The sequence below is a fragment of the Sodalis sp. RH21 genome (assembly GCF_047324175.1).
Taxonomy (GTDB): Bacteria; Pseudomonadota; Gammaproteobacteria; order Enterobacterales; family Enterobacteriaceae; genus Acerihabitans.
In genome coordinates this window covers 5,048,181-5,064,132 of sequence record NZ_CP178732.1, presented here as the reverse complement: position 1 = coordinate 5,064,132, position 15,952 = coordinate 5,048,181, and the positions used below count along the sequence as shown (strand labels likewise).

Sequence of the window (15,952 nt, the reverse complement as noted above, 5' to 3'; positions counted from 1 at the left end):
TGGAAAGGAAAGTGTGCAGTTATGAACAATTATTTAAACATCGTTGTAGAGAAGAAGCATCTGCTTGATTTGAAAAATCTATTTAACTTTTATTTATGCCGATAATAGCCGCCAGATCGCGGGTAGTTGAGACAGCAAATAGAGCGCCAGGCCGATAAATCCGCCCACCAGGGTACCGTTGATCCTGATAAATTGCAGATCCTTGCCGATATTTAACTCGATCTGCCGCGACATATCCCGCGCATCCCAACTTTTCACCGTATCGCTGATATGCTGGGTAAGAAACGCCGAGAAGTCCGGCGCCATTTTGCTGGCCGCTTGTTCCAGGTGTTGATTCAGCGAAGCGCGCAGGCCGGCATCCTGGGCCAGCGTTTGTCCCATCCAGCGCCCCGAGGCGGCCACTTTCCCATGCAATACCGAGTCCGGGCGGTCCAGGTCCTCTTTTAACCAGCGGCGCAAATCGCCCCATAATTCGCTGATATAGGTATTCAGCACATCGTCGTTTTTCAGGTAATGTTTGATTTCATCAGCCCTGCGCGCGGTGGAGGGATCGTGCTTAAGCCTGTCGATCAGTTTGTCCGCCAGCCGATCGAAACGCCGGCGCAATTCATGGCCGCGGTCTTTACCTATTTCATCCAGCAGCGAATTCACCGCATTGGCCACTGCCGTAGCGCTGTGTTCGCCCAGCCATTCGGTGGGCAGCATTTTCTCTTTAAGCGGATGTTCCCGCTTAAGCCATTGGATAATCTGTATGGAAATCAGCTCCCGGGTACCGGGCTTATTCAGCAGTTTAATCAGTTGGCGCAATGCCGCATCCAGCAAATCCTGATGTCGGCCATCTTTGGTCAAGCTGTCCAGGATAGTGCCGACGGACGCGGATAAATCAATTTTATCGATGACCGCATGCAGGGCGTTACGAATAAATCCCTGGATGCGGCGGTCATCGGTAAAATCAAGAAAGCCGCGCATCAATTGTAAAATATGGCCGCCCAGGCGGTCGGCGTTGTCGGGCGCGGTAAGCCAATTGGCAATCGTCAGCGCCGGATCGTGTTTGCGTATCAGCCCGGCGATGGATGACGTATCGAGGAATTTTTCCTGCACAAAGATTGCCAGATTATCGGCGATTTTATTCTTATTGCGGGGGATAATGGCGGTATGGGCGGCGATAAAAGGAATCGGCACCCGCCGGAACAAGGCGACAACGGCGAACCAGTCGGCCATGGCGCCGACCATGGCGGCCTCGGCTATGGCTTTGACTCCGTCGCGCCAGAATCCCTGCGGTAAAAACAGGGTCGCTACAAAAACCCCCGCCGCGCAGATTAGCAGCAGCAGGGCCAGGCGTTTGACTTTTTTCAGTTCCGCTTGTTTAGTCATTGGGTCAGCTAGCGCAGTATCGGCGCGATCAAGAGAAGTCTTAACGCGTTAGCCGGTAATTTGCCATACGATATCGCCCGCGGCGGAAAAATAAAATGGCTCATGATAACGACCTCATAGGTTATTAAAGGCTTTTATGATGAATGAATTGTAGTACAAAAAAACCATCCGTTTTGCGCTGGCAGCGATTTGAGCTCGGGGCTGCCACGGCGAGTTGCGCGGCGCTCGTCAGCCAGAAACAATCATTTTATAGTGGTACGCGGATCGGCATCATGTTTTATGGGAATCGGTGTATTATTTGTTGGATAATTAAGTTGTTGGATACTTAACTAGCGAGAGTGTCCCATTCAGACTAACCGGCGTAGCGGCCACGGCATCGTTGATTTTCGGAATAATTTACCCTATGCATAACCTTTTTCGGACTTTTTTGCACCGTTGCATATTGATGGTGTTTGTCATTGCGGCGGGGTTTGCACCCATTACCGCATCCGTTGCCGCCGATACCAAGCCGGCCGACGCGCCGGCGGCCCCCAAGCTGGTGGCAAGCGTTGAGTTGCCCAAGCTGCAAAAACAGCTCGACAGTATCAAACAGCGCGTTTCCGCCGCCACTAATGATAATCAACTGAGCGCGTTAAACGACGCCACGCTGCAACTGGCCGCCGATGCCGACGCGCTGGTGGCCGCCATCCAGCCGGATCGGGCGCAGGTCCAGGCGCAGCTGGATATCCTTGGCCCGCCGCCCGCCGAAGGGGCGATGCCTGAAACCGCCGTGGTCGCTCAGCAACGTAACGCCCTCAACAAAAGCAAGGCGCTAATCGACGGGCAGCTCGAACATGCCAAGGCCATCAGCGCCGGCGCCGTGAATTTGTCGGTGCAGATTGTCGATATTCGCCGAAATGCGCTGCGTACGCAGATGGCGCTGAACTCGGGCAGTATCCTGACGGCGAGCTTCTGGTCGCCGCTGTTCGATACCGCTCCTGAGGATACCCGGCGCCTGGATAACTTCGGCGAACAGCTCAAAGAGGCGTGGCTGGCCGCCTGGGAACCCGAGTGGCGCTTCGGTTCCGCCGCGCTGTTGATCATGGCGGTGGCGGTATGGGCGTTCGGTTCCCGCCTGCTGGACAGGCTGCTGGCATGGTTCAGCATCAATATCTTGCCGGAAGGACGCCTGCGGCGCAGCTTCCTGGCGTGCGCCAGCGCGCTGGTCACGGTGTTCAGCGTCGGGCTGGGGGCGCAGTTTATCTTGCTGCTGATTCTTCGTCATCCCGACGTATCGCAGCTGGTAATGGATTTTACCATTGAAATATTCAAGCTTACCCTGTTTTCGGCGCTGATAGCCGGGCTTGGGCGGGCGTTGTTATCTATCAAACGTCCCTCCTGGCGCCTGCCGATCATTGCCGACCCGGTGGCGCTGGCGATGCGCCCCCTGCCGCCGATGCTGGCCTCGTTCATCCTGATTTTCGGCGCGGTGGAGCAGATGAACAACCTGGTGGGCACCAGCGTGGCCACCACTATTTTCGGCAACGGCCTCTCGGCGCTGTTGGTGGCGCTGACCGCCGGCTACGGCCCGCTGCGCACCAACCGTACCCGGCGCAAACTCTTGGCCGAAGGCGGGCAGCCGGAAGGCCGCACCACGATTGCCGGGCTGATCAACCTGTGTATTACCATTACCGCCGTCGCCATCCTGCTGTCGCTGCTGATCGGCTATATCGCCCTGGCCCGGTTCCTGACCTACGAACTGGTGTGGGTGGGGATTGTCCTGTCCTGCCTGTACCTGTTGATCCATCTGGTGGTGGATCTGTCCGACAGCCTGTTTTCACCCGCCACCCTGGTCGGCCAGCGTATCAAGCACTCGCTCGGTCTTGACGACCGGCATTTGGGCCAGGCCTCGACGCTGCTCTCGGCCATCGGCAAAACGGTGCTGATCCTGCTGGCGGCGGTGGCGTTGCTGAACGGCACCTTTGGTTCCACCACCCCGCTGGCGCTGTTGAACAAGGCGATAGATATGTGGGGGGGCAAAGGGCTGGAGAAGCTGAATATCGTCCCGGCCCACGTGATGAATGCCCTGATTTTCCTGGCGATTGGCATCTATGTGCTGCGCTCGGCCAGGCGTTGGCTGGATAAGGATTTCCTGCCCAAGACCATGATGGAACCCGGCATGCGCGCCTCGCTGGTGATCTTGTTCAGCAATCTGGGATATGTCTTGATCACCCTGCTGACGCTGTCGACTCTGGGCATTCAGTGGAATAACCTGGCCTGGATCGTCAGCGCCCTGTCGGTGGGCATCGGTTTTGGCTTGCAGGAGATCGTGAAGAACTTTATTTCCGGCATTATATTGCTGATTGAGCGGCCGGTGAAAGTGGGCGATTTGATCACGATAAGCGGCGTCGAAGGAGATATCCGGCGCATCAACGTCCGGGCGACGGAGATTCAACTGGGCGACAGATCCACCGTCATCGTGCCTAATTCACAGTTTATTTCGCAGAATGTGCGCAACGCCACCATGGGCAATGCCCAAGGCGTGGCCACCATCGCCCTGACGTTCCCGCTGGATATCGATCCCGAACAGGTGCGCAACCTGCTGCTTGAAACCTATCGCGATAATGAGTTGATCCAGGAGACGCCCGCGCCTTCGGTTACCTTCAGCCAGCTTGGCCCCAGCGGTATCGTGCTTAGCGTGACGGGATTTGTCAGCACCCCCAGGATCGTGGCCGCCACCAAAAGCGATCTGCTGTTTGAAATGCTTAAGCGGATGCGCGCCGCCGGCATCGTGCTGTCCAGCCCGCAGAAAATGATCTTTGAAAACTCGCCGCCGGCGATAGCGCCGGGTCTGCTGGATAATACCGCGCAATAAGGCGGCGAGCCGACGGCCGCGAGCGTCAGGGGCCCCCGCCGTAGACTACCGGTTATCGGCGGGTAACGTATCCTGGCCCGCGCCCAGCGGGCGTTGCATCAATAAAGTATCGACCCAGCGGCCATGTTTAAACCCTACGGCGTATAGGGTGCCGATTAGCCTGAAACCGAGTTTTTCATGCAGGCGGATGGACGCGTGGTTTTCACTGTCGCCGATCACCGCCAGCATCTGGCGCCGGCCGTCGGCCTGGGCGCGGTTTATCGCTTCGGTCAGCAGCATGCAGCCCAGCCCGCGGCCGCCCATTTCCGGGTGGATATAGACCGAGTCTTCCACGGTAAAACGATAGGCATGGCGCGGGCGGTATAACCCCAGGTAGCAATAGCCGGCTACCCGGCCATCCAGCTTCGCCACCAGCCAGGGCAGACCGTGGGCCAGGACCGCGCTGCGTCGCCGGCACATTTCTTCAAGGCTTGGCGGTTCGGTTTCAAATGAGGCGATGCCGTGCAGGACATGCCAGGCATAGATGTCCTGCACGGCGGCCATATCCGCCTCGTTGGCGTCGGTCAGGGTGATGATGGGGGTGGACACGTTATTGGCCTATAAATGAAATCACGCGGACATTCAGGATAATGCAGAAATAAATCCTGGGGTAGTCCCGCCACGCCATTATCGTGATAAGAAAAACGTATGCCCGGCGAACCGCTGCGCCCATGGTTTATGGGCGCTTCTCGCGGCGGGCGGGGCACACGCAGCGTTGCGGGTGTTAATCCCGTTGCAGTTGATAGCGGTTATCGTAAACTCATTGAGGCTGTAACCGGTATTGGGGGGAATTATTAACGCCGCCCGATGTCGAAAATTTCGAACTCCGATGGAGCCACGTTGGAATATCATGTCCGACGTCCGGTGCCTCGCTACCCGGCGAACGGCTCCGCGCGGATACAATTTTGCCAGTCATAGGAACCTTTTGCGGCATGGAACGAAGATCATTTATTAAGGCGTCATTGGCGCTGGCCGCTTACTGCGGCACCCCTGCCATGGCCTCGTTGTTTATGCGCTCGGCCCTGGCCGCCGACACTGTTGCCGACGGCAGCGCGAGCGCTTTCGATTTCTCCACGCTGAAAACCATGGCCGCCAATCTGGCGGGGCAAGCCTTTGGCGGCCCACCGGCCGAATTGCCCAAGACCCTCGCCGAACTGACGCCGCAGGCCTATAACGATATCCAGTACGATGCCAGCCATTCGCTTTGGCATGATGTGGACGGGCGGCAGCTGGATGTCCATCTGTTCCATGTGGGCATGGGGTTCAAACGGCGGGTACGCATGTACTCCGTCGATCCCGAAGCCCATACGGCGAAGGAAATCCATTTTCGGCCCGAATTGTTCAATTACCATAACGCCGGGGTGGATACCGCCCAATTGGAAGGGCGCGATAACCTGGGTTTTGCCGGGTTCAAGGTAAATAAAGCGCCGGAATTGACCCGGCGCGATGTGGTGTCCTTTCTCGGGGCCAGCTATTTTCGCGCGGTGGATGATACTTACCAGTATGGTCTGTCGGCCCGCGGGCTGGCCATCGACACCTTTACCGACCGGCGCGAGGAGTTTCCCGATTTCGTGGCGTTCTGGTTCGACAAGCCCAAGCCCGCCGATACGACGTTTACCCTGTACGCGCTGCTCGATAGCCCCAGCGCCACCGGCGCTTACCGGTTTGTCATTCATTGCGAAGCCGAACGGGTGGTGATGGATATCGAAAAACATATCCATGCGCGCACGGCGATTAAGCAGCTCGGGATCACGCCGATAACCAGCATGTTCAGCTGCGGCACCAATGAGCGGCGCACTTGCGACACTATCCATCCGCAAATCCACGACTCCGACCGCCTGGCCATGTGGCGCGGCAATGGCGAATGGGTATGCCGCCCGCTCAATAATCCGCAAAAGTTGCAGTTCAATGCCTTTGTCGATGAGAATCCCAAGGGGTTCGGCCTGCTGCAATTAGATCATGATTTTGATAATTATCAGGATGTGATCGGTTGGTACAATAAGCGTCCGAGTCTGTGGGTGGAGCCGACCGGCGCCTGGGGTAAGGGGTCGGTTAATTTGCTGGAAATTCCCACCACGGGCGAGACCCTGGATAATATTGTTTGCTTCTGGCAGCCCGCGGAGCCGATCCAGGCGGGGCAGGAGTATAGCTATAGCTACCGTCTTTATTGGAGCGGCGAACCGCCGGTCAGCAGTCCGCTGGCGCGGGTCAAAGCCACGCGTACCGGCATGGGCGGTTTCCCGGAAGGTTGGGCGCCGGGCGAGCATTATCCGGAGAAATGGGCGCGCCGCTTCGCCATCGATTTTGTCGGCGGCGAGATTAAGGCGGCCGCCCCCAAAGGGATCGAACCGGTGATTACGCCTTCCCACGGTAAGATCGATAATATTGAGATTTTGTTCGTCGAGCCGATGGATGGTTATCGTATCCTGTTTGACTGGACGCCGGATAGCGATTCGGTGGACCCGGTGGAGCTGCGGATGTTTTTGCGTACCCAGGGGCAGGTATTGAGCGAGACGTGGTTGTATCAGTATTTTCCGCCGCCGGCGGATAAGCGTAAATATATCGACGATCGGCAGATGAGCTGAAAGGCGCGGTCTCCCTTTAACTTGGCTCGCTGCGGGTTAGGGTGTTGGCGGGCCTGCCGCGCCCTGCGGCGCGGTCTCCCTTTAACAGGGTTCGCTGCGGGTCCAGGTGTTGGCGGGCCTGCCGCGCCCTGCGGCGCGGTCTCCCTTTAACAGGGTTCGCTGTGGGTTCGGACGTTGGCGGGCCTGCCGCGCCCTGCGGCACGTTCTCCCTTTAACAGGGTTCGCTGCGGGTCCAGGTGTTGGCGGGCCTGCCGCGCCCTACGGCGCGGTCTCCCTTTAACAGGGTTCGCTGTGGGTCCAGGTGTTGGCGGGCCTACCGCGCCAAGGGGTGCTCCGGCGGCCAGGAAAACCATGGCCGCTTCGACCCCTACGGCACGGTCTCCCTTTAACAGAGCTCGCTGCGGGTTCGGACGTTGGCGGGCCTGCCGCGCCCTGCGGCACGGTCTCCCTTTAACAGGGTTCGCTGCGGGTCCAGGTGTTGGCGGGCCTGCCGCGCCCTACGGCGCGGTCTCCCTTTAACGGGGTTCGCTGTGGGTCCAGGTGTTGGCGGGCCTGCCGCGCCCTACGGCGCGGTCTCCCTTTAACAGGGTTCGCTGTGGGTCCAGGTGTTGGCGGGCCTACCGCGCCAAGGGGTGCTCCGGCGGCCAGGAAAACCATGGCCGCTTCGACCCCTACGGCACGGTCTCCCTTTAACAGGGTTCGCTGCGGGTTCGGACGTTGGCGGGCCTGCCGCGCCCGACGGCGCGGTCTCCCTTTAACAGGGTTCGCTGCGGGTCCAGGTGTTGGCGGGCCTACCGCGCCAAGGGGTGCTCCGGCGGCCAGGAAAACCATGGCCGCTTCGACCCCTACGGCACGGTCTCCCTTTAACAGAGCTCGCTGCGGGTTCGGACGTTGGCGGGCCTGCCGCGTCCTGCGGCGCGGTCTCCCTTTAACAGGGTTCGCTGCGGGTCCAGGTGTTGGCGGGCCTGCCGCGCCCGACGGCGCGGTCTCCCTTTAACAGGGTTCGCTGCGGGTCCAGGTGTTGGCGGGCCTGCCGCGCCCTACGGCGCGGTCTCCCTTTAACGGGGTTCGCTGTGGGTCCAGGTGTTGGCGGGCCTGCCGCGCCCTACGGCGCGGTCTCCCTTTAACAGGGTTCGCTGTGGGTCCAGGTGTTGGCGGGCCTACCGCGCCAAGGGGTGCTCCGGCGGCCAGGAAAACCATGGCCGCTTCGACCCCTACGGCACGGTCTCCCTTTAACAGGGTTCGCTGCGGGTTCGGACGTTGGCGGGCCTGCCGCGCCCGACGGCGCGGTCTCCCTTTAACAGGGTTCGCTGCGGGTCCAGGTGTTGGCGGGCCTACCGCGCCAAGGGGTGCTCCGGCGGCCAGGAAAACCATGGCCGCTTCGACCCCTACGGCACGGTCTCCCTTTAACAGAGCTCGCTGCGGGTTCGGACGTTGGCGGGCCTGCCGCGTCCTGCGGCGCGGTCTCCCTTTAACAGGGTTCGCTGCGGGTCCAGGTGTTGGCGGGCCTGCCGCGCCCGACGGCGCGGTCTCCCTTTAACAGGGTTCGCTGCGGGTCCAGGTGTTGGCGGGCCTGCCGCGGCCGTTTAGCTGTGGGCGTTAAAATGGGGCAGTGAAGGGCCCCTCTGCACCAATTTGGTTCTTTCGCCGCGCTTTTGGCGCGCGCCTTATTGCGGCGTTGCCGGTAATGGCTTGATCCTCGTAAACAAAGGGTTAATTTCATCTGTGGCTAATTTCTGGCCCTTTAATTGCTTGGTCTTGTATATACATGTACATAATCAGCCATTTATTGCGGAGAGCCACTTGATGCGTCATAAAAAAACGTTCGCGAATTTTATGTTGGGGGGATTGGTCGCCACGGCCGTTTTGCTGGCGCTGCCTGCGCAGGCCAAGGAATGGACCAAGGTTACCATCGCCACCGAAGGTAGCTATGAGCCGTGGAATCTAACCCTGCCCGGCGGTAAGTTGAGTGGTTTTGAACCGGAGTTGATGGCGATTCTTTGTGAACGTATGCAGATGCAGTGCAAGCTGGTGGTGCAAAACTGGGACGGTATGATTGCCGGGCTGCAGGCGGGTAAATTCGACGTGTTGATGGATGCGATTGTGATTACCCCGGAACGGCGGCAGGTGATTGATTTTACCGTTCCTTATGCCGCTACCGCCGCCAGTTTCGTCTCGGTGGGGGGTAAGTTAATGCCCGAGGCCACCGGCGCAGGCGCCATTATCAAGTTGCCAAACGATCCCGCGGCCATCAACCCGGCCATCGCGGATTTGCGTACCGCGTTAAAGGGCAAGACCATCGGTATCGCCTCAGGCACGGTTTATACGCCGTTTATCGATCAATATTTCAAGGATATCGCCACCGTGCGGGAATATAACGCGTCGGCGGACGCCGTGCTCGACCTGCAGGCCGGGCGCATCGATGCGGTGTTTGATGATGTGACTTTCTTTACCTCCATTTTGTCCCGTCCGGAAAATAAAAATCTCGGGTTTAGCGGGCCCAAGCTCGGCGGCCCTATCTGGGGTGAAGGGGAGGCGCTGGGCATACGTAAACGCGATCCGGAATTAAAAGCCAAATTCGATGCGGCGATTAAAACCGCCCTGGCCGACGGCACGGTAAAAAAACTCAGCGAAAAATGGTTTAAAACCGACGTCACGCCGTAGTCCATGACGTATCGCTGCCCCCGCCGGATTATTGCGGCGCGGGGTATATCCTGACGGTTGCGAGCAGAGGCTGACATTATGCTGGAAGCACTGGGATTCGGTGAGCATGGCTGGGGCGGTATGTTGCTGCTGGCCGCCCTGACGACGGTTGCCCTGACCCTGGCCGCGCTGCTGGTGGGCGCGGCGTTCGGCGCGCTGGTGGCCGCCGCCAGGCTGTCCCGCCGGCGCGTATTGCGCTGGTTGGGCGAAGGGTATTCGGTGGTTTTCCGCGGGATTCCCGAGCTGTTGATTATTTATTTGTTCTATTTCGGCGGTTCCGGGCTGCTGACCTTAATCGGCCAGGCCTTTGGCGCGGATGGGTATATCGAGGTACCGGCGTTTCTGATCGGCGCCCTGGCCATCGGCATGATTTCCGGGTCTTATCAAGGGGAGGTGTACCGCGGGGCGGTGATGGCGATAGCGCCGGGCGAATTGGAGGCGGGTTATGCCATGGGCATGACCCGGACGGGAGTTTTACGCCGGATACTGTTTCCCCAGGTGCTGCGGTTTTCGCTGCCGGGGCTGGCGAATGTCTGGCAAATGAGCCTGAAGGATTCGGCGCTGGTATCGGTGACCGGCATCGTTGAACTGCTGCGCGCCAGCCAGGTGGCGGCGGGGTCCACGCGGCACTATTTCACATTTTATATTATTGGCGGCGCGTGTTATTTGGTTTTGACCGGCCTGTCCAATCACGTGTTCAATCGTGCGGAAAGGCGTCTGGGGCGCGCGGGGAAAACCCATTTTGCCGCCCGCTAACCCTTATCCCCGCCGGGAAATTCACTATGATTGATTTTGCGTTCCTCAGCGATACGATGCTTAAGCTATTGGCGGCGCTGCCCACCACCCTGGGCCTGTTTTTCAGCTCGTTAATCCTCGGCGGCCTGCTGTCGTTGCTGATTGTGTCCCTGCGCGTCAGTCAATATCCGGCGCTGAGCTATTTTGGCCGCGGTTATATGATGGTGTTCCGCGGTTCGCCGCTGCTGATCCAGATGTTCCTGATTTATTACGGGCTGGGGCAGTTTGAGGCGGTGCGCGCCAGTCTGTTCTGGCCGGTATTGCGCTCGCCTTATTTGTGCGCGGTGCTGGCGCTGGCGTTATGCACCGCCGGTTATACCGCCGAGATCATCCGCGGCGGTTTGCTGTCCATTCCCCACGGCCAGATTGAGGCGGGTATGGCCAACGGCATGTCGCGCTGGGTACTGCTGCGGCGCATTGTCGGCCCCATCGCGCTGCGCTATGCGCTGCCGGCCTATTCCACCGAGGCCATATTGCTGGTGAAATCCACCGCGCTCGCCAGCCTGGTCACCGTCTGGGATGTTACCGGGGTCGCCCAGCAGATTATCCAGCGTACTTACCGGACGATGGAGGTGTTTGTCTGCGCAGCGCTGATTTATCTGCTGCTCAACTTTATCCTGGTGCGCCTGTTTGCCGCCTGGGAGACCCGGCTTTCGCGGCATCTGCGGCCACGCCCGGCGCTGGCGCCCGCCACCGTTACGCCGTCCGCCTCCGGGCCCGGCGACGAAACCATGCTGAGGGATAAACAGTGATTAAACCGGCCCCCATTACCTTGTCGATGATCGGTATTCGCAAATCCTTTGGCGACCAGTTGGTATTAAAAGGCATTTCGCTGGATGCCCGGCAAGGAGACGTCATCTCGATATTGGGCGCCAGCGGTTCGGGCAAAAGTACGTTTTTGCGCTGCATTAATTTGCTGGAGACCCCGGACGAAGGCACGGTGGCCATCGGCGGTGAAACCATTGTCATGAAACGCCACCGCCTGGGCCATCAACTGCCGGCCGACCGCCGCCAGATCGACAAGATTCGCGCCCGGCTCGGCATGGTGTTCCAGAATTTTAATCTGTGGTCCCATTTGACGGTGCTGCAAAATGTGATTGAAGCCCCGCTCCATGTACTTAAGCGACCGCGCAGGGAGTGCGTGGCGCAAGGGGAGGCGCTATTGGCGAAGGTGGGTCTGTATGACCGGCGCGATTTTTATCCGTCGCAGCTCTCGGGCGGCCAGCAGCAGCGGGTGGCCATTGCCCGCGCGCTGGCCATGGACCCGGAAGTGATGCTGTTCGACGAACCCACTTCCGCCCTGGACCCGGAGCTGGTGGGCGAAGTGCTTAAAGTGATGCGCGCCCTGGCCGACGAGGGGCGCACCATGCTGGTGGTCACCCATGAAATGGGTTTTGCCCGCGGCGTTTCAAATCGGGTCGTGTTTATGCGCCAGGGTAATATCGAGGCCCAAGGCACGCCGGATGATCTGTTTAATCATCATTCATCCGATCGTTTCCGGCAGTTTATTTCCAGCCACCATCAGCGCGCGCAATAACAGGCGATCGGCGTTCAGGATTGCAGGGGAGTGGGTCATTATGTCTTTATCAAGGATTATCTGCGGCGACGGGCCGCTGGGCTGGCGGGATGTCAGCGCCGTCGCGCGGCGCGGCGCGCGGTTTTTGCTGTCCGATTCCGCCTGGGCGCGGATCGATAACGCCCGGGCCATCGTCGGGCGGGTGGTGGCCAGCGGCGAGCGGGCTTACGGCATCAATACCGGACTCGGGGCGCTGTGCAATGTGGCCCTGCGCGACGAGCAGCTCGGCGCCCTGTCGCGCAATACCCTGCTCAGCCATGCCTGCGGGGTGGGGCCGGCGCTGCGCGAGGACCAGACCCGCGCCATTATCTGCGCCGCCGTGGTCAACTTCAGCCAGGGGAAATCCGGTATCCAGCGCGGCGTGGTCCAGGGGTTGCTCGATCTGCTTAACCACCAGATTACGCCGCAGGTGCCGTCGCAGGGTTCGGTGGGTTATCTGACCCATATGGCGCATATCGGCCTGGCGCTGCTGGGCATCGGCGAGGTGGGCTATCGCGGCGGCATTTGCGCCGCCGCCGACGCGCTGGCGGCCGAAGGGTTAAAGCCGGTCCAGCTTGGCGCGAAGGACGGATTGTGCCTGGTGAACGGCACTCCTTGCATGACCGGTCTGAGCTGCCTGGCGCTGGATGATATCGTCCGCCTGGCGGACTGGGCCGACGTCATCGGCGCCATGAGTTTTGAAGCGCTGCGCGGCCAGGCCGACGCCTTCGACCCGGAAATTCTGGCGTTAAAACCCCACCCCGGCATGCAACTGGTGGGGCGGCATCTGCGCCTGATGATTAACGGCAGCAAAAATATCACCGCCAGCCGCGGTCTGCGCACCCAGGACGCGCTAAGCATCCGCTCGATACCGCAAATACACGGCGCCTGCCGCGACCAGATTGCCCATGCGCAGCGCCATATCGACATTGAATTGAATTCCGCCACCGATAATCCGCTGATTCTCGGGACGCCGGATAACTTTCGGGTGATATCCCAGGCCAATCCCCATGGGGAATCGGTGGCCATGGCCGCCGATCTGCTGGCGGTGGCCGCCGCTGAATTCGGCGGGGTGGCCGAACGGCGTATCGATCGTTTAGTGAATCCGCTGGTCAGCGGACTGCCGCCGTTTCTGGTCGGCGAACCGGGGGTCAATTCCGGCATGATGATCGCCCAGTACGTGGCGGCCGCCCTGACCGGCGAAAACCGGCAGTTGGCCCAGCCCGCGGTAGTGGATAATTTTGTCACTTCCGGCCTGCAGGAGGATCACCTGAGCATGGGGACCGGCGCGGCGCTGAAGCTGCACCGGTCGCTGGAGAACCTGACAAAAATCCTGGCCATTGAATATTTACTGGCGGCCCAGGCGCTGGAGTTTATCGGGCCGGACAACTGCGGCGACGGCACGCGGCGCGCCTGGGCGCTATTGCGCCAGGGCATACCGGCCTATACGGCCGATCGCTGGCTGGCGCCCGACATCAACGGCGCGGCGCGGTTATTGCAGCGGGACAATCCGCCGGCCGGGCTGCTGGGCGGGTAAAACCCTGCCGCCAGCGGGCGTTAACGCCGCGCGCGGAGGAGGGGCAGTTTCTTGATAAATCATGGTATTGATGTAAAAGCGACCGATTACAGGTAAGGTAGGGAAGACTTGTTTCCCCATAACCTTTTTATCGGAGAACGAACCATGATCGTTAAAGCCTTCACCCGCGCCGCCCTGCTGCTGCTCGCCGCGATGGTGATGCCTATGGCCCATGCGGCCGCCACGGCGCAAATCAAGACCCAGGCGCCTGGCTATTACCGGATGATGATCGGCACCGCCGAGGTCACCGCGCTATATGACGGCAGTTCCACCTTTCCCCTGACGCTATTTAAAAACGCCACGCCCGAGACCCTTGACCGTTATGTCGAGGAGATCAACGGCAATGCGCCCAAAGTGGTGAACGGCTCGGTTAATAGCTTCCTGATTAATACCGGCGAACATCTGATCCTGATTGATAGCGGCGGCGGCAAACTGCTTGGGCCGGGATTCGGCCAGGTTATGGCCAACCTCAAGGCCGCCGGCTATTCGCCGGAACAGGTGGATACCATATTGCTTACCCATATGCATGGGGATCATATCGGCGGCCTGGTTACCGCGGCCGGCCGGCCGGCTTATCCTAACGCCACCCTCTGGACGTCAAAAGCCGAGGCGGACTACTGGCTGTCAGCGGCCAATGCCGCCAAAGCGCCCAAGGCGCAGCAGGCCGGTTTCCAGCGCGCCAGGGATATCCTGACCCCGTTTAAAGACGCCGGTAAACTCAAGTTTTTCACCGCCGGCAAGGATCTGCTGCCCGGCGTGCAGCCTATAGCCTTGCCGGGACATACGCCCGGGCACACCGGTTTTGTGTTGGAACAGGGCGGGCAACGGATTCTATTCTGGGGTGATATCGTCCACTACTCCGCGCTACAGCTGGTCCATCCCGAGCTGGCGGTGGGTTTTGACGCCGATGGCGTACAGGCGGTCAAAACCCGCGACGCGCTGCTAAAACTCATGGCGCATCAGCAAACGCTAATCGCCGGCGCCCATATTACCTTTCCCGGTATCGGTTATGTGAGCGCCGACCAACGCCAGGGCTATCGCTGGACGCCGGTAGGCTACGGCGAGGTACGCTGATTGGCCGGCAATTGATTTTGCCTGCGCGGCGGCTGGCTACAAATCGGTCAGGGTATCGCCGCCGTCGAGGATAATGCGCAGGCGGCCGGCGTCGATGCGCAGGCGCAGATGACGGTAGGTTATCAGGTAATACAGTCCCACCAGCACGGCGGCAAAGCCCGACGCGGCGCCGATTCCCATGGCCTGGCGCGGGCCGTAATTATCCGCGGCCCAGCCGATAATCAGGGCGCCGATGGGGGTTCCGCCCAGGGATACGGCCAGAAAGATCGCCATGACGCGGCCCCGCATGGCGGGTTCGGTCGACAACTGCACCAGGCTGATGGCCGTGGTGGTCAAGGTCTGGGCCGTTATGCCGATGGCCACCAGCACGGCGCTGAACAGGATATAGTTGGGCATGATTGCGGCCAGCGCCAGGCCGAGGCTGAAAAGTAGCGTATTGGTGAACAGCAGGGGCACGCCGGTGGCGGTGCGTCTGGCGGCGAGCAGCGCGCCGACCACCGAGCCGCAGGCCATGATTGACGTCAATAGCCCGTATTGGCCGGCCCCGGCATGGAACACCTTCACCGCCATGGCGGAAATAAATATCGGGAAATTAAGGCCGAAGGTTCCCACCAAAAAAATCATCAACAAAATGGTTTTCAGTTGCGGATACTGCCAGACATAGCGAAACCCGCCGACCAGGCTTCCCGCCGCCCTGCCCCCGTAGCGGCGGGCATGTAATTCATCCAAACGCAGGAACTTCAGCGAGGCGATCACCGCCGCGAACGAGGCGGCGTTAATCAGGAATAACCAGCCGGAGCCCACGACGGCAATCAGCGCGCCGGCGGCGGCCGGGCCCACCATGCGCGCGGCGTTAAACGAGGTGGAGTTTAAGGCCACCGCGTTGGATAAATCGGCTTCGGCCACCAGCTCGCTGACAAATGTCTGGCGCGCGGGCGCGTCAAACGCCCCGACGCACCCAAGCAGCAAGGCAAAGACGTAGACGTGCCATAACTGGGCCAGGCCGGCCACGGTCAGGATGCCCAGTCCCAGGGCCAGCAGTCCCATGGCTCCCTGGGTGGCGATCAGCAGTTTACGGCGATCGAAATAGTCGGCCGCAAAGCCGGTCAGGGGCAACAGCAGCAGCTGTGGTCCAAATTGCAGCGCGGTAACCACGCCGACCGCGGTGGCATTATTGTGGGTCAATTGGGTCAATACCAGCCAGTCCTGGGCGGTGCGTTGCATCCAGGTGCCGATATTGGATACCAGCGACCCGCCGGCCCAGAGCCGGTAATTGTAATTGCCCAGGGAGCGAAACATCCCTTTGAGCATACCGCCCGCGGGATTCATCGGCGTATGCCCTTGGGCAGCCAGCCGGCAGCAAGGACAGTGTGCGGATCAAAAGCGATAGCGATCAT

At 60.1% G+C, this 15,952-nt stretch carries 11 protein-coding genes; 8 read left to right on the top strand and 3 right to left on the bottom strand.

Features of this window, described 5'->3' with window-relative positions; all coding sequences use genetic code 11:
• Positions 1 to 93: 93 nt before the first annotated feature.
• Positions 94 to 1,374, bottom strand: a complete 1,281-nt coding sequence (locus tag ACL2XP_RS23420; RefSeq protein WP_413735693.1) for a DUF445 domain-containing protein — start codon at positions 1,372 to 1,374, stop codon at positions 94 to 96.
• Positions 1,375 to 1,777: 403 nt separating this feature from the next.
• On the opposite strand from ACL2XP_RS23420, the gene ACL2XP_RS23415 reads away from it, so the two are divergent.
• Positions 1,778 to 4,228: a DUF3772 domain-containing protein gene (locus ACL2XP_RS23415; protein WP_413735691.1), complete on the top strand. Its 2,451-nt coding sequence runs from the start codon at positions 1,778 to 1,780 to the stop codon at positions 4,226 to 4,228.
• A gap of 45 nt (positions 4,229 to 4,273) precedes the next feature.
• Here the strand turns inward: ACL2XP_RS23415 and ACL2XP_RS23410 are convergent, their stop codons facing one another.
• On the bottom strand, positions 4,274 to 4,816 hold the full coding sequence (locus ACL2XP_RS23410) for an N-acetyltransferase family protein (RefSeq protein WP_413735689.1): 543 nt from the start codon (positions 4,814 to 4,816) through the stop codon (positions 4,274 to 4,276).
• Positions 4,817 to 5,199: 383 nt separating this feature from the next.
• On the opposite strand from ACL2XP_RS23410, the gene ACL2XP_RS23405 reads away from it, so the two are divergent.
• The 7 genes from ACL2XP_RS23405 to ACL2XP_RS23375 all read left to right on the top strand — a co-directional run bounded on the left by ACL2XP_RS23405 (position 5,200) and on the right by ACL2XP_RS23375 (position 14,555).
• On the top strand, positions 5,200 to 6,852 hold the full coding sequence (locus ACL2XP_RS23405; RefSeq protein ID WP_413735688.1) for a glucan biosynthesis protein D: 1,653 nt from the start codon (positions 5,200 to 5,202) through the stop codon (positions 6,850 to 6,852).
• Positions 6,853 to 8,658: 1,806 nt separating this feature from the next.
• Positions 8,659 to 9,516, top strand: a complete 858-nt coding sequence (locus ACL2XP_RS23400) for a transporter substrate-binding domain-containing protein (RefSeq protein ID WP_413735687.1) — start codon at positions 8,659 to 8,661, stop codon at positions 9,514 to 9,516.
• A 78-nt stretch (positions 9,517 to 9,594) separates the two neighbouring features.
• Positions 9,595 to 10,311 carry an ABC transporter permease gene (locus ACL2XP_RS23395; RefSeq protein ID WP_413735686.1) on the top strand — a complete coding sequence of 239 codons (717 nt, stop codon included), beginning with the start codon at positions 9,595 to 9,597 and terminating at the stop codon, positions 10,309 to 10,311.
• 26 nt (positions 10,312 to 10,337) lie between these two features.
• Positions 10,338 to 11,102, top strand: coding sequence for an ABC transporter permease (locus ACL2XP_RS23390; RefSeq protein ID WP_413735685.1), 765 nt, complete (start codon positions 10,338 to 10,340; stop codon positions 11,100 to 11,102).
• Positions 11,103 to 11,128: 26 nt separating this feature from the next.
• Entirely contained in the window at positions 11,129 to 11,887 is a 759-nt protein-coding gene (locus tag ACL2XP_RS23385) for an ABC transporter ATP-binding protein (RefSeq protein ID WP_413739269.1), read from the top strand.
• Positions 11,888 to 11,927: 40 nt separating this feature from the next.
• Positions 11,928 to 13,442: an HAL/PAL/TAL family ammonia-lyase gene (locus ACL2XP_RS23380; RefSeq protein ID WP_413735683.1), complete on the top strand. Its 1,515-nt coding sequence runs from the start codon at positions 11,928 to 11,930 to the stop codon at positions 13,440 to 13,442.
• Between the two features lie 144 nt (positions 13,443 to 13,586).
• Positions 13,587 to 14,555, top strand: a complete 969-nt coding sequence (locus ACL2XP_RS23375; RefSeq protein ID WP_413735681.1) for an MBL fold metallo-hydrolase — start codon at positions 13,587 to 13,589, stop codon at positions 14,553 to 14,555.
• A 36-nt stretch (positions 14,556 to 14,591) separates the two neighbouring features.
• Here the strand turns inward: ACL2XP_RS23375 and ACL2XP_RS23370 are convergent, their stop codons facing one another.
• Positions 14,592 to 15,884, bottom strand: coding sequence for an MFS transporter (locus ACL2XP_RS23370; RefSeq protein ID WP_413735680.1), 1,293 nt, complete (start codon positions 15,882 to 15,884; stop codon positions 14,592 to 14,594).
• Between the last annotated feature and the right edge of the window lie 68 nt (positions 15,885 to 15,952).